Below are 25,946 nucleotides of genomic sequence, written 5' to 3' on the forward strand. Positions count from 1 at the left end.
CTTTCCGATTTGCTTTGATATCTAATAACTGCATCCATTTTTTGTTCGTTTGTAAATTTAGCCATAGAAAAACTGCACCTCCAATTGTTGATAATGTCTAACAATTGGGGTGCAGTTCAGGAATGCCCTGTTTTTGATTTGTGTATATCTGTCTTCTCTTATCGGGTTTGCCAAGCTCTAAACTACCTAATTTTCTGGATTACTTGTACTTAGAGAGCAGTTTATGTTTCTTTTGATCAAATTCAAAGTCAGTAATGATGTTTTTTTCCTTCAGCTCACCTAACTGCAAAAGTTGTTCATGAACATTAACTGGCGGCTTCTTTAACTTATTAGCTCTAACCAAAACAACAATTGAAAAAGGGATTGCATACAACATAGTTAACAGCGCCAAGAATGCAGCATTATCTGGATCTTCTGGCCCTAAACTGAATATCGCAAAAAACATTAATGTGAACAACACGATCCCAATGATCGACAATGCTTTCAAATCCATTCCTCCCAAACATTATGTACTTCTTATTGACGAGATAACTGATGTTAATTGCGAAGCTTGTTTTGAATCTCTTGGCCTGTTCTATGTATTCTTCTTCATTACTCATTCTTCCACTGGCAGAAGGTCTCTAACTTCCATTATTACATAAAACGCAGCCATGGCAAGACAAGTACACTTCATGTTTAGCACATTTCGGGTAACCTGGCGGGATTGTCGGTTGATCGTCATCCTCTTCAATCTCGGACCACTCCAGATAATTGTCCAGATTAACATCTCCTTTAGTAAACGCATGAATCATGATCTGAAATAGCTCCAAGCAGGGTATGAGCGACTCTTTTCGCGGTTTATAACTCAACCTCTCCCACCCCGCTTCAGCAATAGCATGTATAATCATACGGAGCATAAAATCCTTTTCCTCTTCAAAAGTATCTATAGACCAAGGCATCTCATCGATGTCGAAGCCAACCGTTCCGATACCTACGACAGACTGATCCCTCTGGGCCAACCAGATGGTCATTTCCCTCTCACGGTTCGTCCTGGCGAGCATCGAGCCACTGATGGAGAGCACTTCTATAAACACTGATGTTAACCCATTGGACATTCCGATGGATTCGATCACTGGTACAGCATGTTCAGGCATTGAAATGGTATTTCCGATTCTGCTCACCCCTTATAACCAATACTACTCATCCGATTCAGTCCAGATGGCAAATTCGCCATACCCCAAATACTCACGTACTTCAAGAACCTGATGACCAAGCATAACTATTTCCATACCGTTCTCCGTGTCCCAATCCGTACTTCCACCTAGTATGGCTCCCAAGATCTGATCATCCGAATTAGCTGGATTCCGATAAAGTTCAACTTCGCCAACCGCCATGAACGCGAGAATCCCCCTACCTTCCACTTCGGCCAAGCCTGCAGGGTAGTCTGCCGTATCACTCGACATTTTCTCTGTTTTCCATTCGTATACCCGGTTGCATATGTCGTTAACCGTGTCATCCGGCAAGCGATTCAACACATTTTGGATATACCACTCTGCTTCTTCTAAACAGATGTCTTCCGTAGTAAATCGATACTCCACCTCGCATTGGAACAACTCAAGCAGCCCGTATCCAGACACCCGATTCTCATCTGCTGGCTCTTCTACGCCAACACGTTCCAAATGAAAACTATCGGTCATACGATCCCTCCTTCATTAATCTCCGCCTCCGCCACAAGATGAGCAGCTGGATGAGCTGCAGGAAGAGTCAGAAGAGGAGCTACTGCACGATGAACCGGAATTTCCCGAGGAGCCGCTGCTGTCGTTACAATGATCGGCATAACAGCTTGAACTGCTTGAACAACTGCTGCTTGACGAAGCTCCTTGTCCAGCCTTTTCCGGTGGGATAAGTTCCTGTTCGAGACGACCCATGTGCACTCCGTACGTTGCCTCATGATACATGGAGTGATATACCATGGCACTCGCCATGATGAGAGCCACATCGACCGAACCTGAGGATTCCAGGGATAGCTCTTTTTCGCTTAGACTTGCCGATCTCTGCAGCCTCTCAATCAAATAAGAAATGACCTGTGCAGCTTCAGGATCTTCCTGCATGCGTCTAATGTGGAAAAATTGATTCACCAATTCAGTTCGATCTCCCTGAGCGATCAGCGTCTGCAGTTCACCGGATATCGGGTAGCTGAAGAACTCCCCCCAGATTGCGGAGCTATATGGAGTGAACTCGAATAATTGACAGTACACCCAGTCAAACCATGCCCGTGCACCTGGATTTTCACGGCGGGTAACTGCCGGCTCATGATGTACCGTAGAACCCATAAATTCTGCACAAAAATCAGCGTAGGATTTGGTAAACATCAGCATTTCGTGCCATAACTCATCTACCTCATCGCTAAACATCGGGACCTGTTTCAGCAGAGAAGCCATAACGAAGTATCTTTTAAGTTCGAGCAGCTTCCATCGATACTCCAGCTTTTTCATATGAGGATATTCCTGCTCCATACGGAGCTTTAGTTTATTGGAAAAATGCTTATTAAAGCTCTTCTCCAATTGTTGAACGGTTTTATCGTAGGAAATGTCATCACGCAGTCCCAGATTCAAAGGTAATTTTTTGCGTCTATACGTAACTCTCGTGTGCCTTCTGCGTCTTCCTTTCGAACGAAAAATCCTGATCCTGCGCCGAATCACCAAGGCTGCAACCACCAGTAATCCTGCTGCAATGTAGTAGTAGATAGGCATAATAGAGCCTCTCCTCTCCGTTGTTCTTTTTCTATGTATGGATGAAACTACCATTAGTATAAATGACGATTCAAAACTATTAAAGAGCCCTTAGGCATAAAAGCCAGGGCCCTTTAATATCATAGATCTTTCGATGTCGATGAACTCTCGGTAATCAGAATCTTAGTCCTCTCAGCATCAATGCTGCGAGCGTAGGTTTAAACTTTCTACTTATGCTGTAACTGTAAACGTTGATCGTTAACAAATGCTTGTAAAAAGAACATCTCGTTTTCATTGGGAGTCCGCTCATGTTCTTTCTCGAAGTTTGTTATTGCGCTATCTAATGATGTAGATGTCACTGCTCTATTACAGGAAGTCAGCTCTCTCCAAAACACGTCCATCTCATCCAGGTCGCATATCGATTCATGCCCGAGTAGGAAATGATCCGCATCATACTTTTGAATATCCTCTATCATCGGTAACAACATAGCCTGCTTGAAATGAAACAATGAATTAGTTGTTGTTCCATAAGCGCTGTCTCCAAGAAAAATAGTTTTTTCATCCGGAATGTATACGATCGTTGAATCATCTGTATGTGTGCTCCGAATGGTTTCAATCCTACAGATTTTATTGCCCAAATCCAGTTCGAGAGAACCTTCAAAAATGATATCAGAATCATTTAATTGAAACGAGTTTCTCATCGGTATTTCATTCTTGATGATCTCCATACAGTGAGAACTCATCTTGTTTGCCTTCACATATTCATGGAGTGAGTGGTCATCAAAGGAAAAGTTTCTCCAGATATTCATCATTTGTTGGGTTAACCGATTAACAATAATCGTCGCATTGAATTCATTCATTCCTAAAAAATGATCCCAATGCGCATGCGTGATAACCAGGTATTTGATAGGTGGTACATCTAAACGGCTTATTTCCTGTAAAAAATCCTGGGCATGCTGAACCGAATTCCCACCATCGATCACTAGGCTGTATTGATCTCCACATACTAATCCTAAAGTCGGTCTATCTTTATCATTTTGGTTAGATGAGTAATAGATCGATTCACTTAATTTATTTAACATGTCAATTCTCCTCTAATTGTATTGTGGGAGTAAGAGAAAAATCGCATGTTAATGTATATTAACCATGGATCTTTCTCGCTTTTATCGATTTACCAATGGAATCACCCCGATTTCATGTTTAGGTAGTACGTATGTAAATGTTTTTTAAGATAAGGCAATAATCAAACTGGTAATAAGAAGCAGTAGCGTTACCGGAGCCCAGATTCTTCGTTCCCACACGCTGCGTGTTATGAGATTTAGGATTGTTCCCAGCACCAGATACCCAACAATAAACCAAATTGCTGTATTTGCAAATGAAGACCACTCCGGCAATAGCATACCCGCTCTACTCAGTACAACTAAACCAATGAATATGAGAATAGTGATCTGCAGCAAACAGGAATAACGCATGGTTGTCGGATATTTCCCGGGAAACTTCCCACCCATCGCTGCCTCTCCCCACGGCATACCTGCAGCGAGTGCCACTTGAAAGAGAATGACAATCAGAATTAGGACAGAAAACAATATCGAAGACACCAATATCACCAATACACATCCCCACATCTAAATGTAGTATCTTTCCTTATACTTTATTGATGCAAATCGGTCAGTATTCTTCAAACCACAATCGATATTGGATTATCTATCAAAATGCGCTCGTTCTTGGTGATTGGAACTGAAAATGTAATCCGGGTAATGATTGGCTAAAGGTGGACGTTCATGCTCACGGAAAAATTGCAAATCCTTCATCTCTTCATTATTTGATGTTAATTGCCCCGATTGGATTCTGCATTCAAAAACAATGGTTAAATATTCAACTTGATGACCGTTATGATATGTAAAACGTTGACCTTCTCCGCCGTAGACACCAATGATCTTTTCGGGCTCAATGACAAGACCTGTTTCCTCCAATGCTTCTCTGACCATCGCTTGTGCCGGTGTTTCACCAATCTCAATTGCTCCAGCAATTAGCCCCCATGTTGATTCATTATGTTTACGCCCAAATAGGATCTCTCCACGTTCATTTCGAATAATACCAGCCACACCTGGCATAAATATGAGATCATTCCCAATCTTAGCTCTAAGGTTCTTATAGTAATCAGAAATGCTCATTAATGCTGTACCTCCCTCTAGACACCGATAATAAAATGCTACAACTCCAGACAACCTTCATTTGTTATGTTGTCACTCTTCTTCTACGACAATATCCTGGCACTGAATAATCAGTTCAGACATTTCTTCACCATCAAAAAGCATATGTAGTTCATATCCATTTTTGATACAATATAGTTCTTGATAGAGCCAGTACCTACCGACAATGATCCCTTCTTGCTTGATGATCTCAGGTGCAATAAACGTAATCTTATTTAAATTCGTGAACCCTCCACGGGTATCGAATCGAATGACCAAGTCCGAATCCGAGACCAATTCCGTCACGGTGCAATCATGAAAATGGACCTGGTTACGAATATGTTCAGGAATAGGTTCAGCTAGCTGCGCCTCTCTATATTCCTTCGAGATCAGCTGCATTTGAGCCTCATTTAATTTGCTCTGTTTTTTCAACTGCAGCATGACTTTTTTAGTGCAATAACCCAGGGAAAATACACGAATATCTGCAATTTGGTCATAGATCTCTTTCGGTAATTGTGCAATCTTGTTTTCGCAGTTCCATTCCACATTACCTTTAAATTCTTGTTTGCTGCCCAACTCATCAAAAGGTGGCCTCGCATCGTAATTTGCAATTAATTTCTCAGTCGGCATATGATAAACCATCGTATCCTCTTCCGATACCTCATCCCCACTAATAAATTTCTCCGCACGCACCAGAACCGCACCATCCTGCTCCAGCATAAAACGGGGATCGACATTGTAAACATCGCGTTGAAACTTTACATGCTCTTTTTCTTTTCTTTTATATAATCGAAGATAAAGCTCTTCATCCATTTGTTGGGCTCCGCTGTGTACTCGCATACCAAAATGGAGATGTGTTTGTTGGCAAAGTTCATACCACTCTTTTGTAAGATATTTCATGCGCACTCCCTCCTATTTCAATTCTTCAGTTTGGCTTGGATGATCCAATAAACTGCATCTAAAATGTCTCCTGCTATGTAATCAGGTTCCGTTTCCTTCCACTTGTTTCTGTACGTTGTTAATGATGATTCTCCCCAGCCTGTTCTTACAAGAACCTTCATAGCTCCAACAGCGTGAGCAGCAAGCATATCCGTATCGCCTACGTCACCAATAACGATACATCTTGATAAATCTAGATGGTGCTGCTGTGAAGCCTCTAACAACATGCCCGGTTTGGGTTTTCGGCAGCTGCATTCTTGTTCATGTGGGCAAATATAGGATTGATCGAATCCGTATTCACTAAATTGTTCTTCAAACTCTTGGATCGTTGCCTCTCCACGCGATATCCGATACTGATTCGTTATAGCAAATACCTTGATTCCATTTTTCTTCAGAAGTGCTATCGCTTCTTGTGCATTAGGGTATAATTCAAAATCTCTAGGATGAATAAAGTGGCCTGTGCCACCGATGGTTCCATCTCTGTCCATAAAAACAGCTTGTATGTCCAAATTTGGTTTCAGCATGCTTTATTCCTTTCTCCGTTAACTACCGGAATAAAATCATGTTATTGTTACATTTCTTAATGGCGTTCATGCTGATTTTCCAAGGAATACAACGGAAGAAATCAAGGATGTAGAAACTGCTTTTTCAATAGAGCATAGATAACCGTATCCACAAACTGATTCTTCCAATAATAATGTTCCTTTAAAATTCCTTCTTCTCTGAATCCAATGTTCTCAAGCAACTTTCTGGATCCCATATTCTTTGGCTCTACATAGGCTTCAATTCGGTTTAATCCAAGATGGCTAAATCCAAATTCAATGATTCGTTGAATCGCCTCGGTCATATATCCTTGCCCCCAATACTCCGGTGCTAATTCATAGCCTATGTGAGCTTTGTAATGATTTTTCGCCCAACCATGAAATCCACATGTGCCAATCACCTTGTTCTCCGATTTCAACGTAATTCCCCAGCGAATGGCCTGTTCTTGATTAAACCGATCATTCCATCTATGAATGAGCTCTTCCGCTTGTTCAACACTCGTAAAACTCTCTACATCATAAAACTTCGTCACTTCATGTGAAGAAAAATAATGAAATAGATCTCTTGAATCTTCTTGTTTAATCTCTCTTAATACGAACCGAGCTGTCTCTAATACGGGAAATTGAGGCATATTCTTCTCCTTTCATTATCGATTCAATTCTAGCAATTCTTCTCTCGCTTCTATAAGCCAGGGATGTACTAATTTAAGCTTGGAACGTTGTTCCCATACATGGTTCAAATAGATGAGTATTCCATCATTGAGATTGGATTCATCTACTTTATCTCGTATCTCTTGCAGGTAACCATGCTCTCCCGGTAAATTCCAAGATATTTTGTCTGAAATGAAAAGTACTTTATCCAGTAAACTAGAATGTGGTTTAAGCGTGGTATGACATTCGATTGCACTTAGTACTTCTTGATCATTGATATGAAATATTTCTTTTGCCATAGCTTTAGATAACTTCTGGTGAATGATTCTATCATACTTATATTCTTCATCCATGATTTCTACCGATAATGCCTTTGCCAGATTTAGCATTTCACTTACTGGAACCACATTACTAATATCGTGCAATAATCCTGCTTGTTCTGCCTTTTCAGGGTCGGCTCCAAATAATCCGGCTACTCGCTTTGCTTCTGCGGCAACGTCTAATGTGTGTTTCAGGGTTTCTGGATCATTATGTGATTCGAAGAATGAATAAATATTTTGACTTAAATCACTGGATAATTCCACATTCAATACATATGGCTTAAGAATTGGATTCATGTTTTGACCACCTATACGTTAATTTAGCTAACAGTCCCATCCCTACACGATTAGTAATATCTACCGATTCCAATCACTCGATAACATACTATATGACAATATTCTCATAATGATCATGAAGCCATTGCGCTTCTCTAGAAATCCCCTCATTGATGAAACCAACCCGTTCTGGTATCGATCTGCTTTTAAGGTTAGTTTCTGCACATTGTATAATTACACGATTTAATTTCATTTCATTGAATAAGTCATCCAGTAGCCTTGTGATACTTTTGGTAATAATCCCTTGACCTTCCGCTGACGCCGCTAAAAAATATCCAATACTAGTTACTTTATTCTTCCAATCAATATAATGTAATGCGATCATTCCAACCAGTTTACCATCGAACCACAAGCCAGCATCAAAGCCGTTTTAATCTTCATAATTTTGTTTCCACATCTCTATTACTGGATCTAAGTCTTCTGGGGATTGCCGCTTATCCACCCATAGCAACCATTCTCGAAGATGCATTCTGTTCTCATCAATTAATGTGTACAGTTCATCTCTTTCTTGCGGTTGAATTAGATTGATTACTATCGATTCATTCACTTGAAACGGAAACAAATTAATCCCTCCATCAACATCAATCTAGGGTCGATCCAGCTCCGTATGTAATTTGTTCTATGTTTCCCACCAGTAAAAAATACGCCTCAACCTGAGAATTCTCTTAATCTTAGGTTAGGCGTTTGAGGTTCAAACTTTACTCTATTCCATTTTTATACATATAGCAACCAAGAACTTGAACTTCTATATACGACTAAATTGTAGCTGTTTATATCCACCCAATCATTTTCAACATGCCACAATACTTGCAAATACTTCCATTCAAATTTCTAGCTTCATCTGTATAGTTATTATCCTTTTTCCATCTTCTAAATTCGTTATTCTCATATCATTGGGTTTAAATCCATGCTTGTGATAGAATGTGAGCCCTCTTGAATTCGTGCTATGACACGATAATAATAAATTTTTTACTCTATAAATCGATTTTGCCTTCATTATCATTGTCTCTAACAAATACGAAGAAGCACCTTGTCCTCTAAAATGATTGGATACAATAACATTGCCAAGCCAACATACATCACCCTTATAATCATACAAATTGGCATAAGCTATAACTTGATCTGACTCTTTGTGAACTATAACGGTAGGTTCGTATCGATTCTCAAGAAGTTTCACTATCTGATCTGGTGTTAGCGGATATTTAAATTGAGGACTAACATAGAACAATTCTTCATCTGACTGAGGGAAAGAGCTTATATCTTTTAAATCGTCGTTTATTAAAGACCTATAGGAATAGACGAATTTCATCTCCTTTCTCGTTTTGAATAATTCCTGAGTCTTTTTTTTTACACCTTTTTCTTAATATAGCTCATCGAAATGAACTCTAATTCATTCTCTTCATACTTGCTCAAAAAATGTGTTTCTTTCACAAACCCAATCCGCTCATACACCCTGATAGCTCTCTCATTAAATGCTGCAACGACTAATTGATACTCTCGACCACTAAATTGATTGTTCAAAAAGGAAAGGACCTGTGATAGAAACCCCCGACCTCTGCCGTTTCCCGTCAAGTCAGGCTTCAATCCTAAACCAATATCTAACTTCCTCAGATCTGTATAGATGCCCGCTGCATATCCGCCTGGGACCCGTGCTGATCCGCCTACGCATATAAAACCGATTAGATCATCGTGTTCATCTAACGCGTAATAATATTCTCCATTCATCAACTCCAAAATGCTGTCCTCACTACTATCCATGTCATACAGCGAGTACGGATATTCGTACTGCCACTTTGAAATCTGTAAGGCTCTATCCTTGGTCATGGGGTAAAAATGGTAACGTGACACTTTTCAACTCACCTTCCTTTAGTAAATATTTAATACAATTCTGAAAAATCACTTCAACTCCTTAGCAAATACGAATTCATCCTCCCGGTCATAACCTGCTTTTTCATATGTTTTTATCGCCTTAGCATTCTTATTTCCTGTCAAAATTTTGATGTTTTTCACTCCTGAATGATTAAAAATCCCTTCCAGTCGTTCAATCATCATTCCAGCCAATCCATTCCTGCGTGCGGATTCTTGTATGTACATTTCAGTGATCTCAGCCTGATGCTCTGCATAGCAAAACGATTTATAGATCTGTCCGCATGCAAATCCAACGACTTGCTCTTCCATTACAGCTACTACAATAACTTCTCTTCCATTTAAAAGGTCCGTTTCCACCTCTCCCCGGCTTCGACGAACTCCATTAAATTGATCATTCAATTCGATCAAAAATGGTACATCTTCCCTCACGGCTTCACGAACGAATAAATTAAGAATGGACAATGAAATACCTCCTTAATTGGGCTAACCTCAAACTCGAATCACAAACTCGAATCATCTCAATCTGTACTTATCGTTATTAATAATTTCATGAACGATCTCAGGTAGCTGTTCTTCCGTATAATTGCTCGTATATAATTTATTCTCTTCTTTTAGATTGGAGTTGTTTTCAAATTCATTGAGCAGTGTTATGCTTCTTTCTTTCATTTGATTTGCAGCTGCTCTTAAACTGTCTCTATACATAATCGTTTGACGATCTACCATTAGTACCACATAGACTATTCTCACATCATAATTTGCTAATTCTTTTATCAACCCATCGATATCTTCTGGAAAAGCCACATAGTCAACAACTACATCATAACCATAATCTATTAAATTCGTTGTCAAAGAGGATATGTTTTTCCATGTTAAGTCGTTTGTTTCTTTGTCTAACCAGGGTTTACCCCGTCCCTTCACTGGGATATGACTAACCTCATCTCCAGAAATATACACACTTTTATTTAAAGTTTGAACTAGCATTTTTGACGTTGTGGATTTCCCAACTCCTGCGGGTCCAGATATGATGTATAGACTTTTACTCATTTTGTAATCTCCCCATTTTTCAGCTTAATGTCTTTCGTTATTCTTTATCGCATTTTAAGTTAGAACACGAACCACTTCACCGTCAATTAATTCTTCACTTACTCTTTTAAAGCCCAGAGATTCATATAAATGACCTGCAACAGCATTTTCAGCTCTATGTCCTATCATGATTTTCTGGCAGTTCAATGATTCTCTCATTAATGCGATCAATTGTTTCATCGATTCTTTTCCATAACCTTTTCCCTGATATTGTCCATCAATCATTAGAGCGGGTATCCAGTAGTTTCCTTCATGATCCGGTATCGTACAATACACAAGAAATCCAATGATACTTGCACCGAGATATATCGCCATGGGTTGAAATTCAGGGACAAACTTGGATTCAGCAATCCAGTATACGACCGGGGCCGGGAATACTTGCTTTTGGTCCTCTGCTACTTCCAATTGGGTGCAACTATACCAGTTGTCAACGGTTACAGGCTTCAGACTAATTTCCATATTAGATTCCTCCTACCCAAATTACGCAGAGGAATCACTTCATCATTCCCCTGCGTTAAATCCAAACACCTCTTAGATCACTGTCAATGCTGCTCGAATTCATGTTTTTCATACCACATCACTCCTTTCAAATCATTTGACCATAATACTGATTATCTAAGTACTCCCTGGCTAAGATCGGATCAGGAACATTCAAACACTTGAAAATAGGTGCCTTCCCCATATCCGTCCTTCACTTCATGCAAATGAATATGTTGAAATCCATTTGCTCTAAGAATGTCTTCAAACTCTTTCATATCATACAAACGAAGAGGGAAGTTCATCACCTCGGTCTTTTCGATTTTGTCGTCTTTCACTAACTCATATTTCAGCTCCGTTACGAGCATGGATTGCTCTTTGCGATACTGAACTTTTTTGGATAAAACAATTAATTCATCGTTTACCACCTTCCGATCCGTTTCTCTCCATTCTGGAATCTCTTGCACGTCGTTCCCTCTTAACTTAATCGTCAATAGAAGTTTCCCTTCAGCCTTAAGCGCAGATTGCAGATTGGCGAGGCTTTGGTTCACTAATTCACTGGGGAGCAGCGAGAACGATCCAAATGGAATCATAATTAAATCGAACTGGTCGGAGCTTACGAAATTTTCAATCTTTTGATAATATACATGAGGCTTCAGATTTAATCGGTCACCTTTTTCTCTACATACCTTCAGCATATCTTCAGATATATCGAATCCCTCTATCTGTATTCCACGCTGCATAAAAGGGATTAGCATTCTTCCGTTTCCACACATGGGTTCAAGCACACGCATATCTGTTTTGTCCACAAATGATAGGTAAAACTCAAGCTCTCTGCCTTCGGCTAACGATTTGTCACTTTCATATATTCTCGTACAAAGTTCTCCATAATAACTGCTCACTGGTGCTCCTCCTTCATTAGATCATCCATCGCCTGAACAGCCAGTTCCAATGCTTGGATTCTTCGTATGAGAAGCGTCCTCTGAGGACTGCCTTCCTTAGCCTTAGCAAGTGAGTTGTCAATGGATGGCATTAAACCTGTAAGAACACTGCGAGCTTCAGTCAGATCTCTGGAGGTATATGGATGAGGTTTGTGCTGCCACACATGTTCAAGCATAGATAAACCAATACGGAGAGCCTTAAGTCTCTTTTCTATTAAAGTTGTATTTGCCCCTTTCTGAGTCATCTGAGCCAGGGCATTTTCGGATTTAAGGATGGTTGATTGGATGGATTGGGTGGACTGTAATTGAATTCGTTCTGATACGTTTTCCATAATAGGACTGTCCTCCTTTCGCCACTGTCTCTATCCTTCTATGATGCTGTTGATCAACTTTCAGAATTATAGATGTCGGGCGCATTTGTTAACCAGATTTCCAAATGTTTTGATATCCTCTAGATAATCATATCCTGCTGGATTGGATCCGGTTTGATTATACATTCTTACCGCTACCGTTCTATACATTTACTGCTGTAGCAGATGGTTTAACCCGTAAAACATAGTTCATTGAATGTTGTATTCTCTGTTTTCTGTAGGTTGAGCAAAGAGACTCACACATTCTTCACTTTTATCTATTAGTTAGCTAGGTATGATTATGATGTTCGTCTATCTTCCTCAATATGATGTCTACAACCTCACTAGTCTCAAGATGATCCGTTATCAGGTGTGTTCCAAACTTATCATCCTTCAGAGCGTGAACAACCTTCGGCGCTTGTTGATACTGCCAGCCTCCAAATTCATCTCCGCGTTTAGCTAACCGCTTGTATATCGTTTCTTCAGTAGCCACAAGCGAAAAATGATATAATTCTTCGTCAATGGCTTTGAATCCGTTATAGATGTGGTTAAAGTTCTCTTCTTTATAAATAGTCATGGGAACGATTAGGTGCTTGTTATATTTCCGCCTTACTTCTACAGCCGTCTTCACGGTTAGAACTCTCCATAGTTCAATATCCTGAAAATCATCCGTACGCTCATTCTCTTCCCGGCATTCCTCCGGAATGAGTTTTCTGATCATATAACCTATTTCTTCGGGGTCGTATATCATACTATTGTTGATTAAGGGTTGGAGCATCTTTGCTGCCGACGTTTTGCCGGAACCGAATGCTCCATTAATCATAACGATCATAGGATCACTCCGTTTCTAGAAGAGTTTAACTGCATTACTTTCTCCCTTGGTCATAATAAGGAATCTCATTTCCTTCGACTAGACTCCGTATGCCATCCTTAAAATACGGCATTAGCTCACCAGCCTTGTCCACATCCATCCAGGCAACTTCAGATATTTCATGAGGCCTTACAAGCTCTAAGCTTCCTCCAATAACCTCAGCTCTAAACGTGAAGAAGATGGCATGCTCCTGCTTTTTCTCAAATATACATTCATTGATGGCAATGATTCCTTGGACTTTTACATCAAGACCAGTTTCTTCTTTGGCTTCTCTGATGGCTGCTTGATCCAACGTTTCCTCCTTTTCCACAGCGCCACCAGGCAGCGACCAACTGGCATTGCCTTTGTTCTTGACCATTAGAATTTTGGGTGAGGTATCATCCAGGATTAATGCATAGGCTACGTCAACTCGTCTCATTGAGCTATCTCCTTCCGAGATTTATTCAATCGCAGTACCTGGTCTAGTATGACGGCTTCTGCTTCTTCAAAAACACTTAATAACGCTCTTCAAATCTCTTCATCCACCAATCCCTGTTTAATAAATAATCAATTTTAACTGGCATAATCATATATTGTTCATTCACTTCAATGGGTTCTCTTAAACCTGTGTACACTAGATCAATATCTAACTTAAAAGGTTTGATTTTTCTTCCAATCTGACTTTCAAATTCCTGTACATAAGACAAAAGATTCGGCGCACCTTCCCAGTAGTTCATCGCCGCTTGGCCGCCTGCAGGCATGTTCCACCATTTAATAAAAGATGGCCACATATTGATTAGAACAGCCCTCACGTTCTTGTCTGTAATCATTGAAAATTCAGGGGGATCCAAAATCAAACTTCGCTCGATTCCACTTTTAATTAGTCCTTTTTTATAGATACATTGTTTCCATAACTCATTCCACTGCCCTTTGAACTTTTCATTACTTCGTCCACCATTAGAAAAATGACTCCCAGGCCACGTATCTTCTCCGAATTCATCTGTCAACAGTCCATGTGCACTTGCCACAAACATAAGAAAATTCAAATCATAATCTCCTGAGAAGCAAATGGTCCATGTATTGTTCATCCGGTGACCTCCTCTAATATCATGATACCTGGTAGTTCATTGACTATTCGTTGTGCACGAGGTTGTCCGTAACATAACAAATCATTGGTAGTAAAAAAGAGAAACCATAAATTGTAATGACTACGCTTACAAATTTCAGGAACTGCACAACGAATGTAACTTTTCGCTCAAATATGTGTGCAGCTGCTCGGTTTAGGTTTAATTCTTGATTGAAGCGTATACTTTTTTAATTTGGGATGAGAATTTAGCTGCGCCTGGAATTCGCGTACGTTTGAAATATCCGGTTAACAGTTTGGGATGATTTTTGACCAGATCATATTCAATAACGGTGTCAGCGATGACTGATCTTGTAAAACCCAAAATCTCGACTACTTCAGATTTATCCCCCTCATCAAGCTCCTCGCCTTCCCGAAATTCCCCATCCGGGTCACCTTCCAGCTGCTCACTGAATGTTAGACGAGCAACAACATAAGACATAATATTTTCCTTGTCCCGGGCCAATTGCTCCATGATCCACTTAACGCATTCTTCCTCTGTTGGAGACGAGATGCCGAAGCCGTGCAGAGTATACATCCGTTCTCTAAAGGAATCCATTAAGAACTCTGCTTCATAATTGGCATGTTCAACAAACTTGATATCTGGTTTAAGCTGAACAAGTTCATCCGTAACCTTTTTGTACCAATCGCTTGTTAGGAATTCTTCTATTGTTTTCATAACTTCATTCTCCTTCCTGTCCCCAGCTCGTATTTAACTCTTCAATACACCGGAGATTCAAAAATCCTCCAACACTTTGGACTTATCCCCGTACACCTTGTCCAGATGCTCTTCCCCCCAGTAACACAAATGGTCCAGAGCCGGTTTTAATCCCCAACCGTAGTCTGTTAACTCATATTCCACTCTAGGGGGAACCTCCGAATAGACTTTTCGTTGCACAATTTCGTCTTTTTCCAAGCCTCTTAGCTGCGTCGTCAGCATCTTTTGCGTAATTTCAGGTATCAGCTTCCTAAGCTCTGATGAACGTTTCCTCCCTGTCATCAGATGGTAAATAATCAGAGGCTTCCATTTTCCGCCCATTACTTCCAAGGCCGCCTCCACACCTACTTTATACTTTTTGGGAGCGCCAGTTTTATGGTCTTCTGTCAACGTATATCTCTCCTTCATCAAACTATATCCAAAGACTACATCCAAGATAAAAACATAGCCAGTTCCTTCTTTTACGTGTATTATTTCAGCCCACAATAAGGCACAATTTCAGGGTCTATTTAGGGTACTTTCAAGTTCCTATAGCACTCTAATCTTCCTATAGAACTTCAAAGTACGTTCTTCCAGAATATATCATCCCTGTTTATAATAGCATCAGCCATGAAGTGTGGCTACCAAACAAGCGCTGTAGAAAGGTAGTGAAATATAATCATGAACGTTTTAGTTGTTGTTTCTCATCCAAGAAAAGATTCCCTTACATTTCAGGCCGCCGAACGTTTTCTTCAAGGTCTTACTGAGGCTGGTCATGATGTTGAGATATTGGATTTACATGCGATTGGCTTCGATCCTATTCTCCGAGGCATGGATGAACCTGATTACACCCAACCGAATCAAATGTTTTCCCCTGAGGTTAGAACGGAGATGGAGCGATTGAAGAAGCATGATGCTGTGGCTTTTGTGTTTCCTCTCTGGTGGTGGCATCTGCCAGCCATGCTGAAAGGGTATGTGGATCGTGTCATGAACAACGGATTTGCCTACGGTTCGAACAAGCTTCAGCATCAGAAGATCACGTGGATCGCGCTTGCAGGCGTGACCGAAGAACAGATGAAGAAGCGAAATTACGATGAATCAATCACAAACCTGCTCAACGTGGGGATTGCAGATTACTGCGGCGTCTCTAACTCCAGCGTTGAATTTCTGTACGAGACGTTGGATGCCAAGCCTGAGCACTATGAGAACCTGCTTAACCAGGCGTATCAATTGGGACTGAAATATGACAAGGACATAAGCTAACCACACGCAAGTCGGGTAATTGAAATAAGACGCACAGGAATAATCAACTCAAAAAGGTCGCTCCGAAGAGCGACCCTGTCTGTTCCAAGAATTATTTTACTGTCGAAAGAAGAAACTTCTCCAGCATGGTGACGTCAGTGATGCTATGGTTGCAAGCCGTGCTATCCATGCATACGTACTGGCCAATGGAAGCCAAGTTATCCGGCGAATGGCCCTTCGTCTTCACGTTGAAGAATCCGAGCTCCTGATGCCGATTACAGAACATGCAGTACCCTTTTTTGTTCGTAGCTGTAATCCGTCCCTCGATGCCGAGAAAATTCTCTTCGTACGGGTACACAATGAACAGGCGATTGGTGGCAATATCCGTCCATCTCAGATAGGTCGTACGTGCGTAATCGACCGTTTCCAGATCAGGCAGCTTGAGCTTCTTCGCCTTCGGAAACAGCTTCTGAATCTGCTTCGCCGACACTTGCGGGAATGGAATCAGGAATCCTTCCAACCGGTCCAGATAATCCTGCAGCTCATGCGCAGCCTCGTAGGTAGATAACTGCTCCAACAGCTGCTTCTGTTCGGCAGTCAGCTCATCGAAGACTTCAAGAGAATTCGTTACGGCCGTATAACGGACGGTTTCCAGGACTTTGCGATCCGCGACTGTACGCAGCGCTTTGAGCAGGAAATTGGCTTGTTTTGTAATCACATTGAATTGATGATTTTGAATAAATGGTGTTTGCATGGCTTTCAGCCCCTTATTTTTATTAGTATAACAAATAAGGTGCAAAGCCTGCGGGATGATACGTTATGCTTCACTCAGGGCGATCGATGTTCTTCTCGTCGCGCCCTACACAAAGTCCGCCCCTAACAGGCTTTGCGTAAGGCCTTTCTAGCGAACGAGCAATCCGGCGCTGCCAATATTGCCACGGTATAACCCCCAATGCAGTAGATATACCGGAATTATAACAGGACTGGGACTGTATGGGCAACGGAGTTTGCGCCGATTCTTCGCAATTTGTATCGCTCACTGCTGATTTTTCGTAGTTATTCGGATCCCACTCTGACCGTTACTGGATTCCCAACGGATCTCTTTGCCATATGCTTCACTAACGGCTCTTAACGGTAAATAAACTCTCCCCTTCACCATTACGATTTTACTCTTTAATTCAATTTGCTTGTCAAACTCGGTAAAATGACTTTCTCCCACCTTGAAGGTTAACCTTGGCTTGGGGTAATCATCTATGTCTACATATGCAAAAGTTACACTTTTAGCTTTGTTATCCCACCAGATCCCTTTACCAGGCACAGTGAAATCCAGCACACTAATGATATAGACTGGCGAAACCAGTATATGACCTGCAGCGATGATATAATCAGTTCCTTCTACTAACTGGAATGCCTGTTCGTCAATCTTTACTTCGATTGATTTTTGGTGAGCTTCAGTACCCGCTTGAGTCTTTATTTCTTTTTCATTAAGTATAATATCGATCTTTTTTGGTGCACTTGTAGCTGTAAAAGCCATGGATCCGCTTAATAATACACAAGCAAGAGTAACAACCAGCATCTTCTTCACTTTCTTACTCATCCCCTCATGGTCAAAATGCTAACGCTCAGAACCCCACATATAATACCATTTAATTTAAATTAAGGTAATTAAATCTTTTTCACAGTAAAAAAGAGCCACCTCCCTGGCTTCAGGCCAGTTCAGCAACTCCTTTTCACAACCCTATTCCATCCGCTCCACGCGGCTACTCCTTCACAGCCCCCACCACAATCCCCGTTACAAAGTACCGTTGCAGGAACGGATATACGAGCAGGATTGGCAGCGCGCTAATAAAAATCTGGGACGCCCGAATCGTTCGCTGCGACAGGTTCGCAATTGCTTCCGGATCAAGCTTCGTCATGTCGGCCTGCACGATAATCGTCTGCATAAACGTCGCGAGTGGCAGCTTTTCTGAATCGCGGATATAGATGATGCCGTCAAAATATGCGTTCCAATGACCAACCATCATGAACAGAGACACGGTGGCGATCACGGGCACGGAGACGGGCAGATAGATTTTGATAAACGACTGAAAGTGCCCTGCACCATCGATAAAAGCCGCCTCCTCCAGATCCTTCGGCACCGTGCGGAAGAAATTCAGCAGCAGGATAATATTGAACACGGCGACGAGTCCTGGCAGAATGAGTGCCCATAATGTGTTCATCAGCCCGAGCTTCAGAATCAGGATATACCCCGGAATGAGGCCCCCGCTGAAAAGCATCGTGACAACAAAATACCACAGATAAAGGTTGCGTGCGCGGAACACACGTGTCTCCTTGGAGAGCGCATAGGCAGCAATCGTATTCACGATGAGTGCAAGCCCGGTTCCCAGCACCGTCCGCTCCACGGACACCCACAGGGAGGACAGGAAATTGGCGTTATCGAACGTCTTCGCATATGCTTCGAGCGTAAAACCAATCGGCCAGAACGTCACCAGACCGGCATTCGCAGGTGCGGACGCGCTAAGCGATACCATCAGTAAGTGATACAGAGGCAGCAGGCAGAGCAGCGAAAGGATGGTCAGGAACACATTATTGAAGATGCTGAATATGCGATAAGGTAGCGTTTTATGATACATGGCTCGTCATCATCCTTTCTAGAAAATTCGGTATCCGGCGAATCGGTACGCCAGTCGGTAGGAGATCACGATGAGGATCAGACTGATGACCGATTTGAACAGATTCACCGCGGTAGCGAAACTGAACTGCCCACTCAGCAGACCTTCACGATATACAAACGTATCGATAATATCCGCTTGCTGGTAGATTAATGGACTATATAAGTTGAAGATTTGGTCGAAGTTGGCGTTAAGCACATTCCCCAGTGCCAGGGTGGCGATTACGATTCCGATAGGAACCAGCGCCGGGATGGTGATATAGATCGTCTGCTTCCAGCGTCCCGCCCCATCCACTTCAGCTGCTTCGTACAGTGACGGGTTAATGCCGGACAATGCCGCAAGGAAGATAATCGTGTTGAAACCAAACTCTTTCCAGACATCACTCGCAATGATCGTAAATCGGAACCAGTTGCCATCTCCCAGGAAGAAAATCGGCTTGATGCCGAACACCGAGACAAGGAACTGATTGAGAATGCCCGTCTGTGCCAGAATGTCGATCAGGATACCGGACAGCGTTACCCAGGACAAGAAGTGTGGCAGATACACGAGTGTCTGAATGGTTCTTTTGAGCGCCATCTTCCGTACCTCATTGAGCAATAGCGCGAAGACAAAAGGTATGATCAGATTCATGATGATTTTGGAGCAGGCAAAGAACAACGTGTTCCACGTAATCTGCAGGAAATAATCATTTTCCCACATATACCTGAAGTGCTTCAGTCCCACCCATTCCGAACCCGCGAACCCAAGTGCAGGCTTGTAATCCTGAAATGCCATCAATATACCCGACATCGGAATATACGAAAAAATAAAAACCATAATGGCCGCCGGCAGCACCATGAAGTGCAGTACCCACGGCTGTTTGTAGCGTTTCTTTCTCTTCTGTTCTAGCTTGTTCCCCACATTCGCCTGTGGGACCCGTTGACCCTCCATTTTAGCCTCCATAGTGCCCTTCTCCTGTTCCCAAAAAAAGTTTTGTGTGTTAATGGGGTTCTCTGCTATAAATAGTATCAGGCCATTCTGAGCTCTGACTATATAACATTGTTAGGCCGGATAGGGTTTTGTTAGGAATCTGGTGAATACCAGCCTCTACGAACACGAATACGAAGGAGACTTTTTATGCATATATGGAAGCGCTTTATATTATTCGAAAAAAGGACCCGTTCCCGCTTCAGCCTCTTTGCCAAAATCAACTGCTTGATCGTGTTGCTGTTCATCCCGATTATTATCATGTACACCTACTCGAACAACGTCACCTATAACGTGGTCAGCAAAGAACTGCAGATTTCGAATACGAAACAGCTCACGTTTCTGGCCAGTCAGATCGATTCCCGCATTAATCAGATGATGGATTTCAGTCTGATCCTTTCAAGAGATCCCAATGTCCGCGCATTTAACGGTCTGAACATATGGGCTGATCGGTATGATCAGATGCAGACCCGCTATGCCATTCAGGAGAAGATGGTGCTCCAATCTGGCGTCACGGATATATGGAACACCCGATATGCCGTATACTCGCAACAGAATCAGGATGTTATCGCCAACTACAATCGTTCATCCGGGTATGATGAGGATTACTTGAAACGCAATATGAGCGGACAATGGACATACGGGGATCAAGGGGCAGAATCGCAGGAGGGCATGCAGTCCTTTTACTGGTTTTACACCGATTCCTTGGCCCAACCGGGCATGTTGACCGGCAGCAATCTTGTCATTGAAGCCAGCTTCAGTTACGAGAACATTCAGAACATGCTCGATACGTACAAGGCAGGTGGGCAGGGAGATCCCTTCCTTTATCATAAGGGCAATGACCCCATTCTGAATCGCAGTGCAGACAACCAGTTATCGGAGGAACTTATTCAATATCTGGATACACACTCCCTGGAGGATACTACACAGGACGTTGTGCAACTGAATGGGAAAAAGTATCTGGTTAGCGCAGTCAAATCTTCCTATCTGGATTGGCATTTGGTCGACGTGGTCCCGCTGTATCAGATTTTGCAGCCGATCTCGCTCAGCCGAAATTTGTTCTATCTCTTTATGACGCTGCTGTTTGTCGTGGGCATATCTGCTTCGATTCTGCTGTACAGAAACATTCAATCTCCGATCAAAAAGCTGATCCAGGGCCTTCGCCGCGTGCAGCGCGGTGACTATTCCGTACGGCTGCATAGCAAGGATCAGAATGAGTTCTCCTTCCTGTTTCATCGATTCAATGATATGTCTCACCAGATTCAAGACCTGATCGAGAATGTATTCCAGGAGAAAATCAGAGCCAAAGAAGCAACGCTGAAGCAGCTGCAGGCGCAGATTAACCCCCATTTTCTATATAACTGTCTTGGCTACATCATCAACATGGCCCAGATGAAGGACGAGCAGGCTGTCGTGTCCATGGCGCATAATCTGAGTGCATATTATCGGTACACCACCCGCATGGAACGGGAGACGTCCTCGCTTCGGGACGAGATCAAGCTGCTCATCAACTATCTGGATATTCAGAAGCTGCGCAATGGACGAATTGAGTATCATATCGATATCCCTGAGGACATGCTCGCCCAGTCTGTACCGCGCTTAATGCTTCAGCCGATGGTCGAGAACTCCGTCATACACGGCGTGGCGAAGTCCTATTCATCCGGGGAGATTCGCATTACCGGCGAGAGCGTGGATGGTTTCGGCAAGATCTATATCGACGACGACGGCCCCGGCTTAAGCCCGGAACAGTACGATGCGCTGAACCTGAAAATGCAGGAGCCACTACAGGAAGAAATGGGCTGCGGCCTCTGGAATACGAACCAACGAATTATGCATCTGTTCGGCAGCCAGTCCCACCTTCAATTCGGCCCATCCCCACTTGGCGGATTCCGCACCGAGATCGTCTGGGAGATGCCGAAGGAGGATACAGATTCTGAGTGAGATACCGACATTAATTTAAGTTGAGTCATTTTATTTGAAACGAAATATCTACACGTGAACGTAGAGGACAGAAAAAAACTGAAGAAGCGAAGCAAAAAGTTTTCTACAGAAAAGCCTCATTGGAAGGAAGCTACGCTGCACTTTTAATACAATTCCATCTTTATATAAAGCCTGGTTTAAAATAAAGGGTTAGCCGTTATGTGAACCAAAGCGAAGGATTGAAGGGATTCTGTAGAAACGAAGTGTTCGCCTTTCAAGCCCCATTTCAACCTTACCATCATCTAATCCGGAAATGGGGCTTGAACAGCGATCGAAAGAACCCTTCGAATCCGCAGCGACTTCGTTCACAAGAAGTATCCATTTTTTCATTCTAGGCCTTATATTTACACCACCAAGGGAGACGAAAGAATATGCAGATGATCATCGTAGACGACGAAGCACACTGGGTGGATAACCTGTCCATGACCAAGCCCTGGCACACATTGGGGATCGAGCAGGTTCATAGAGCGTACTCCGCGCATGAAGCCTTACAACTGATCGACACCCACCCCATCGATATCGTGATCTCGGACATTCAGATGCCGGAAATGACAGGCATAGAACTGATCGAACGCATCCGGATCCGGGACAAAAAAATAAAATGCATTCTGTTATCGGGTTATTCCGAATTCGATTACGCCAAAAAAGCCATCCAGTACGAGGCCGTGGACTACCTGCTCAAACCGCCGACAGACGATGAATTAATGGGCGCCGTGCAGAAGGCCATCGATCAATTAAATCATGAATGGGAACTCGTCAGTTCACTTAGTCGAACTCAGTTTACTTTACGGGAGAATTTGCCACACTTGCGCGGACGACTGCTTTTGGAGGCATTGCAGGGGCACCGGTTTTCATCCGGCGAATGGGAGCGGAAACTCACCAATTATGATCTGCCCTTTCACGCCGGGGACGCCGCACTCATGCTCGTTCGGTTGGATGAAGAATTCGGACACTATGACAGTCATGATCAGACCCTGATCGAATATGCCATCATCAACATGGCCGAGGAAATTATGGGCGAGTTTATGCACGTGTGGGGTGTGAAGGAGGAGCACGGATATGTGGTGTTTTTGCTGCAGCTGAAGGAACGAAATGACGATATTGGAAAAGAGACCATTCTGGAGAAACTGTCCATTCAGCTTCAATCCAAAGTAAAACAGTTTCTCAAAGGCTCCCTCTCCATTGTCATGACCGAGTGGTTCATCTTTCCGGATCAGCTCTACGATCGCTTCCGTCAGGCCTCCGCATATTTCCGGCAGATCGTCGGAGACGAGCGCGAATTTGTCATGCGCGTCAGCGATGTGGAGACACCTTCAGCTCAAGGTCCGCTGGACGTGCTGTACACTCCGCCCACCTTCATCCATCTGCTGGAAAGCGGACAATGGGATGCCGCCGAAGAGAAAATACTCGCCGTCTGCGCAGAGCTGGATGAGAAATGGTCCGAATCGTGGGAGCATTGCATGGAGGCTGGTTTTCTCATTACCGCTTCATTCACCAACCTCGCCCACCGGAACAAGCTGACCCTGACGAGCCTCATGGGCAGTGATATTGAATATCTTCAGAGCGGGGAGGCCTTCTCCACCATCGGCAAACTGCGCAAATGGTCGCTCGGCGTCCTCGCCAAGCTGAAGGAAGGTACATCCAACGAAATCAAGGATATCCGGTCCGAGTATGTGAAGAAGGTTCAAGAGTTTACGGATAAAAATCTGCATCTGGATGTCTCTTTGCGTGTGCTCGCCGATCATGTCAATCTGCATCCGACCCATTTGTCCAAGATTTACAAGATCGAAACGGGCGAAGGCATCAGTGAATATATCTCGCGCCTGCGCATGGATCGGGCCTGCCACAAGCTGGTCACGACCACCAAAAAAGTATATGAAATCAGCATGGAGATTGGCTATATGGACCCGGCGTATTTTATCAAAGTGTTCAAGCGCCAGTTCGGCGTCACCCCGCAGGAATATCGAGACCAGCATTAAACAGCATATAGAGGTTGTTCAAAAAGTCCGCTTTTGATTACGAATCATGCCTAACGGCATCATCTGCATCGAATATGGAATTCAGCCGAAATGTCCGTTGCTCACGTAGCTTCCTACGCTCCGCTACTCCATTTCTAGCTTTATCCCATCTTCTCGGTACTGAAAACCGATCTTTTTGAACTTTCACTAATAGAGTCCTATCGAAACTAACAAACTCATATAGATGCCCTCCCGCCCGACTTGGTACAGTTACACTTGTAAAGATCATACACCGTAGGGGGATTGAACAATGATCAAATTCAAAACATGGTGGTCCTTGCTCATGGTCATCGCACTCATCACCATCACTGCGTGCGGCAGTGGCGATTCAGCCAGCGAGAATGGTACAGACGATACAACGGCGACGGTCGGCTCAGCCGAAGCTGAAGCTGCTTTTGCCAAAGGAAAATACGACCCACCCATTGAGTTCAGTTCGGTTCGTATGCCGAAGAAATATGTGCAAGGTGACACCAAAGAGAACAACGTTCACGATCGCTGGATGCTCGAAACGCTGGGCATGAAGCATAAGGATTCATGGTATCCGGCTAATGACGATCAATACAGACAGAAGCTGCAGCTGGCTATCGCTTCAGGCGAGAAATTGCCTGATTTCGTATCCGTTCCAACGAACGCGGTACTCACCAATCAGCTGATCGACTCCGGTCAATTCATCGCCATCGATGAACTGTTCGACAAGTACGCCAACCAAATCCTGAAGGATCACGCTGCAGCGCATCCCGAGCTGTGGTACCCGTTCACCAAGGATGGCAAGAGATACAACATGCCGATCCTGGAGTACACCGATAACGACGATACCCTGCTCTGGCTCAGAGAAGACTGGATGGAGAAGCTGAACCTGAAAGCACCTAAGACCATCGCAGATCTTGAGAACATCATGGACAAATTCAAAAACGAGAACCCGGACGGCCTGTCTCCGGATAAAGTATTTCCACTGGCGATCTCGCTGAAAAATAACACCAACACCTGGATGGGCTCGCTCGACTGGTTATTCGGCGCTTACGGCACGATCCAGGAACAATGGAACAAGGACGCGAACGGCAATCTGGAGTACGGCTCCATTAATCCCGGTGCCAAACAAGCCCTTGCGAAGCTGAATGAATGGATGAACAAAGGGTATATCCATACCGACTCCGCGCTGTGGGACGAAGGCAAGTCTGCTGAAAGCTGGACTGCTGGTACGGCAGGCATCCTGCCTGGCGCAAACTGGGTACCCGACTGGCCAGCACCGGACCTGCTCAAGAATGTACCTGGCGCGAAATACAAAGCCTACCCTATTCCGGCTGGACCAGACGGCAAGATCGGCACGAAGTGGCAGAACTCTGGCGTCAACGCCAGTATCATGATCAACAAGGATGCCAAGCATCCGGAAGCCATTTTCCTATACTACAACTACCTGCTCGATAACCTGGCCAACCCGGCAGCGGGCAGTCCATATGAGTACGGCTTTGCCAAAGGTTACGACTGGGATATCGTAGACGGTCAACCGACCAGTGACAAAGAGAAGATCAAAGACTTCTCCAACGAGTTCCCGTTCCTGACGGGTCCGGCTCGTATTCCAGATCTGTATATGAAAACCCTCGTGAAGCTGGCTGACGGCGAGAAACCAGAAACCCCATACGAGAAACAAATGGCCGAGTTCCGCAAACCCGAAAACTGGGCCGCTGCCAAAGTCGTGATGTCGCAGCTCGACATTCGTAAACAAAACTACTTCACCGGCGCAGCCACACCAACCATGGTCTCCAAATGGAACCTGCTTCGCCAGTCCGAGATGGAAACCTTCAACAAAATCATCTACGGCAAACTGCCGATCGATGCCTTTGATCAATTCGTCGCCAACTGGAAATCCAATGGCGGAGATCAGATCACGCAAGAAGTGAATGATTGGTTTAAGTCGGTGAGTGCGAAGTAAGATTTGGATTTTTTGAAAAATAAAGAGTAAACAAAACAAGCCGAAGCGGTAAGATAC

32 protein-coding genes are annotated in these 25,946 nt (G+C 43.4%); 4 read left to right on the forward strand and 28 right to left on the reverse strand.

The features are described 5' to 3' along the window. Positions 1 to 199 precede the first annotated feature (199 nt). The 24 genes from GUA98_RS09735 to GUA98_RS09850 form a co-directional block, all read right to left on the reverse strand. The gene (locus tag GUA98_RS09735) at positions 200 to 487 is read right to left on the reverse strand and encodes an SHOCT domain-containing protein (RefSeq protein WP_193722889.1); all 288 of its coding nucleotides are present in this window, start codon (positions 485 to 487) and stop codon (positions 200 to 202) included. Positions 488 to 620: 133 nt separating this feature from the next. Continuing rightward, the gene (locus GUA98_RS09740; RefSeq protein ID WP_227779556.1) at positions 621 to 1,133 is read right to left on the reverse strand and encodes a hypothetical protein; all 513 of its coding nucleotides are present in this window, start codon (positions 1,131 to 1,133) and stop codon (positions 621 to 623) included. A gap of 42 nt (positions 1,134 to 1,175) precedes the next feature. Further along, positions 1,176 to 1,676 (reverse strand): DUF6985 domain-containing protein, encoded by a 501-nt coding sequence (locus GUA98_RS09745; protein ID WP_193722890.1) that lies wholly within the window; start codon positions 1,674 to 1,676, stop codon positions 1,176 to 1,178. Between the two features lie 15 nt (positions 1,677 to 1,691). Beyond that, positions 1,692 to 2,732, reverse strand: coding sequence for a hypothetical protein (locus tag GUA98_RS09750; protein WP_193722891.1), 1,041 nt, complete (start codon positions 2,730 to 2,732; stop codon positions 1,692 to 1,694). A gap of 206 nt (positions 2,733 to 2,938) precedes the next feature. Next, entirely contained in the window at positions 2,939 to 3,793 is an 855-nt protein-coding gene (locus GUA98_RS09755) for an MBL fold metallo-hydrolase (RefSeq protein WP_193722892.1), read from the reverse strand. A 144-nt stretch (positions 3,794 to 3,937) separates the two neighbouring features. Further along, a complete protein-coding gene (locus GUA98_RS09760; RefSeq protein WP_321573860.1) occupies positions 3,938 to 4,309 on the reverse strand; it encodes a hypothetical protein in 372 nt (123 codons plus the stop codon). Positions 4,310 to 4,411: 102 nt separating this feature from the next. Beyond that, entirely contained in the window at positions 4,412 to 4,885 is a 474-nt protein-coding gene (locus GUA98_RS09765) for an NUDIX domain-containing protein (protein WP_193722894.1), read from the reverse strand. A 72-nt stretch (positions 4,886 to 4,957) separates the two neighbouring features. Beyond that, positions 4,958 to 5,803, reverse strand: a complete 846-nt coding sequence (locus GUA98_RS09770) for a DUF4085 family protein (RefSeq protein WP_193722895.1) — start codon at positions 5,801 to 5,803, stop codon at positions 4,958 to 4,960. Between the two features lie 17 nt (positions 5,804 to 5,820). Then, entirely contained in the window at positions 5,821 to 6,366 is a 546-nt protein-coding gene (locus tag GUA98_RS09775) for an HAD-IIIA family hydrolase (protein WP_193722896.1), read from the reverse strand. A gap of 101 nt (positions 6,367 to 6,467) precedes the next feature. Continuing rightward, positions 6,468 to 7,016, reverse strand: a complete 549-nt coding sequence (locus GUA98_RS09780; RefSeq protein WP_193722897.1) for a GNAT family N-acetyltransferase — start codon at positions 7,014 to 7,016, stop codon at positions 6,468 to 6,470. A gap of 15 nt (positions 7,017 to 7,031) precedes the next feature. After that, on the reverse strand, positions 7,032 to 7,652 hold the full coding sequence (yqeK, locus tag GUA98_RS09785) for a bis(5'-nucleosyl)-tetraphosphatase (symmetrical) YqeK (RefSeq protein ID WP_193722898.1): 621 nt from the start codon (positions 7,650 to 7,652) through the stop codon (positions 7,032 to 7,034). An 88-nt stretch (positions 7,653 to 7,740) separates the two neighbouring features. Further along, a complete protein-coding gene (locus GUA98_RS09790) occupies positions 7,741 to 8,016 on the reverse strand; it encodes a GNAT family N-acetyltransferase (protein ID WP_193722899.1) in 276 nt (91 codons plus the stop codon). Between the two features lie 498 nt (positions 8,017 to 8,514). Then, positions 8,515 to 9,000 carry a GNAT family N-acetyltransferase gene (locus GUA98_RS09795; RefSeq protein WP_193722900.1) on the reverse strand — a complete coding sequence of 162 codons (486 nt, stop codon included), beginning with the start codon at positions 8,998 to 9,000 and terminating at the stop codon, positions 8,515 to 8,517. A gap of 38 nt (positions 9,001 to 9,038) precedes the next feature. After that, positions 9,039 to 9,515, reverse strand: a complete 477-nt coding sequence (locus GUA98_RS09800; RefSeq protein WP_227779559.1) for a GNAT family N-acetyltransferase — start codon at positions 9,513 to 9,515, stop codon at positions 9,039 to 9,041. A 72-nt stretch (positions 9,516 to 9,587) separates the two neighbouring features. After that, positions 9,588 to 10,022: a GNAT family N-acetyltransferase gene (locus GUA98_RS09805; protein ID WP_227779560.1), complete on the reverse strand. Its 435-nt coding sequence runs from the start codon at positions 10,020 to 10,022 to the stop codon at positions 9,588 to 9,590. A gap of 51 nt (positions 10,023 to 10,073) precedes the next feature. After that, positions 10,074 to 10,604, reverse strand: a complete 531-nt coding sequence (locus GUA98_RS09810) for an AAA family ATPase (protein ID WP_193722902.1) — start codon at positions 10,602 to 10,604, stop codon at positions 10,074 to 10,076. A 54-nt stretch (positions 10,605 to 10,658) separates the two neighbouring features. Then, positions 10,659 to 11,102 (reverse strand): GNAT family N-acetyltransferase, encoded by a 444-nt coding sequence (locus GUA98_RS09815; RefSeq protein WP_193722903.1) that lies wholly within the window; start codon positions 11,100 to 11,102, stop codon positions 10,659 to 10,661. Between the two features lie 182 nt (positions 11,103 to 11,284). Then, positions 11,285 to 12,022: a class I SAM-dependent methyltransferase gene (locus GUA98_RS09820; RefSeq protein WP_193722904.1), complete on the reverse strand. Its 738-nt coding sequence runs from the start codon at positions 12,020 to 12,022 to the stop codon at positions 11,285 to 11,287. Next, positions 12,019 to 12,393 carry a hypothetical protein gene (locus GUA98_RS09825; protein WP_193722905.1) on the reverse strand — a complete coding sequence of 125 codons (375 nt, stop codon included), beginning with the start codon at positions 12,391 to 12,393 and terminating at the stop codon, positions 12,019 to 12,021. Before GUA98_RS09825 ends, GUA98_RS09820 begins: the two co-directional genes overlap by 4 nt. Before the next feature lie 307 nt (positions 12,394 to 12,700). Then, positions 12,701 to 13,243 carry an AAA family ATPase gene (locus GUA98_RS09830; protein ID WP_193722906.1) on the reverse strand — a complete coding sequence of 181 codons (543 nt, stop codon included), beginning with the start codon at positions 13,241 to 13,243 and terminating at the stop codon, positions 12,701 to 12,703. 34 nt (positions 13,244 to 13,277) lie between these two features. Further along, positions 13,278 to 13,700: an NUDIX hydrolase gene (locus tag GUA98_RS09835; protein WP_193722907.1), complete on the reverse strand. Its 423-nt coding sequence runs from the start codon at positions 13,698 to 13,700 to the stop codon at positions 13,278 to 13,280. A 76-nt stretch (positions 13,701 to 13,776) separates the two neighbouring features. Then, positions 13,777 to 14,349, reverse strand: a complete 573-nt coding sequence (locus GUA98_RS09840) for a hypothetical protein (protein WP_193722908.1) — start codon at positions 14,347 to 14,349, stop codon at positions 13,777 to 13,779. 198 nt (positions 14,350 to 14,547) lie between these two features. Next, positions 14,548 to 15,063, reverse strand: coding sequence for a hypothetical protein (locus tag GUA98_RS09845; protein WP_193722909.1), 516 nt, complete (start codon positions 15,061 to 15,063; stop codon positions 14,548 to 14,550). Between the two features lie 57 nt (positions 15,064 to 15,120). Further along, positions 15,121 to 15,510, reverse strand: coding sequence for a winged helix-turn-helix transcriptional regulator (locus GUA98_RS09850; protein ID WP_153977523.1), 390 nt, complete (start codon positions 15,508 to 15,510; stop codon positions 15,121 to 15,123). A gap of 252 nt (positions 15,511 to 15,762) precedes the next feature. Between GUA98_RS09850 and GUA98_RS09855 the strand changes: the two genes are divergently transcribed. Further along, the gene (locus GUA98_RS09855) at positions 15,763 to 16,344 is read left to right on the forward strand and encodes an NAD(P)H oxidoreductase (RefSeq protein ID WP_193722910.1); all 582 of its coding nucleotides are present in this window, start codon (positions 15,763 to 15,765) and stop codon (positions 16,342 to 16,344) included. 91 nt (positions 16,345 to 16,435) lie between these two features. On the opposite strand, the gene GUA98_RS09860 is transcribed toward GUA98_RS09855, so the two are convergent. The 4 genes from GUA98_RS09860 to GUA98_RS09875 form a co-directional block, all read right to left on the reverse strand. Beyond that, on the reverse strand, positions 16,436 to 17,077 hold the full coding sequence (locus GUA98_RS09860) for a FusB/FusC family EF-G-binding protein (protein ID WP_193722911.1): 642 nt from the start codon (positions 17,075 to 17,077) through the stop codon (positions 16,436 to 16,438). Positions 17,078 to 17,359: 282 nt separating this feature from the next. Continuing rightward, positions 17,360 to 17,920 carry a stalk domain-containing protein gene (locus GUA98_RS09865; RefSeq protein ID WP_227779561.1) on the reverse strand — a complete coding sequence of 187 codons (561 nt, stop codon included), beginning with the start codon at positions 17,918 to 17,920 and terminating at the stop codon, positions 17,360 to 17,362. Positions 17,921 to 18,083: 163 nt separating this feature from the next. Beyond that, positions 18,084 to 18,956: a carbohydrate ABC transporter permease gene (locus GUA98_RS09870; protein ID WP_095289392.1), complete on the reverse strand. Its 873-nt coding sequence runs from the start codon at positions 18,954 to 18,956 to the stop codon at positions 18,084 to 18,086. A gap of 18 nt (positions 18,957 to 18,974) precedes the next feature. Beyond that, positions 18,975 to 19,925, reverse strand: a complete 951-nt coding sequence (locus GUA98_RS09875) for an ABC transporter permease subunit (RefSeq protein ID WP_193723398.1) — start codon at positions 19,923 to 19,925, stop codon at positions 18,975 to 18,977. A gap of 186 nt (positions 19,926 to 20,111) precedes the next feature. Here GUA98_RS09875 and GUA98_RS09880 point away from each other — a divergent pair, with 186 nt between their 5' ends. From GUA98_RS09880 to GUA98_RS09890, 3 genes are all read left to right on the forward strand, one after another. Further along, positions 20,112 to 21,902: a sensor histidine kinase gene (locus GUA98_RS09880; protein ID WP_193722913.1), complete on the forward strand. Its 1,791-nt coding sequence runs from the start codon at positions 20,112 to 20,114 to the stop codon at positions 21,900 to 21,902. Positions 21,903 to 22,312: 410 nt separating this feature from the next. Further along, positions 22,313 to 23,920 carry a response regulator transcription factor gene (locus GUA98_RS09885; protein WP_153977518.1) on the forward strand — a complete coding sequence of 536 codons (1,608 nt, stop codon included), beginning with the start codon at positions 22,313 to 22,315 and terminating at the stop codon, positions 23,918 to 23,920. A 289-nt stretch (positions 23,921 to 24,209) separates the two neighbouring features. Continuing rightward, positions 24,210 to 25,889 carry an ABC transporter substrate-binding protein gene (locus GUA98_RS09890; protein WP_193722914.1) on the forward strand — a complete coding sequence of 560 codons (1,680 nt, stop codon included), beginning with the start codon at positions 24,210 to 24,212 and terminating at the stop codon, positions 25,887 to 25,889. Positions 25,890 to 25,946 lie beyond the last annotated feature (57 nt).

The organism is Paenibacillus sp. P13VS, from assembly GCF_015143645.1.
Classification (GTDB): Bacteria; Bacillota; Bacilli; order Paenibacillales; family Paenibacillaceae; genus Paenibacillus; species Paenibacillus xylanilyticus_A.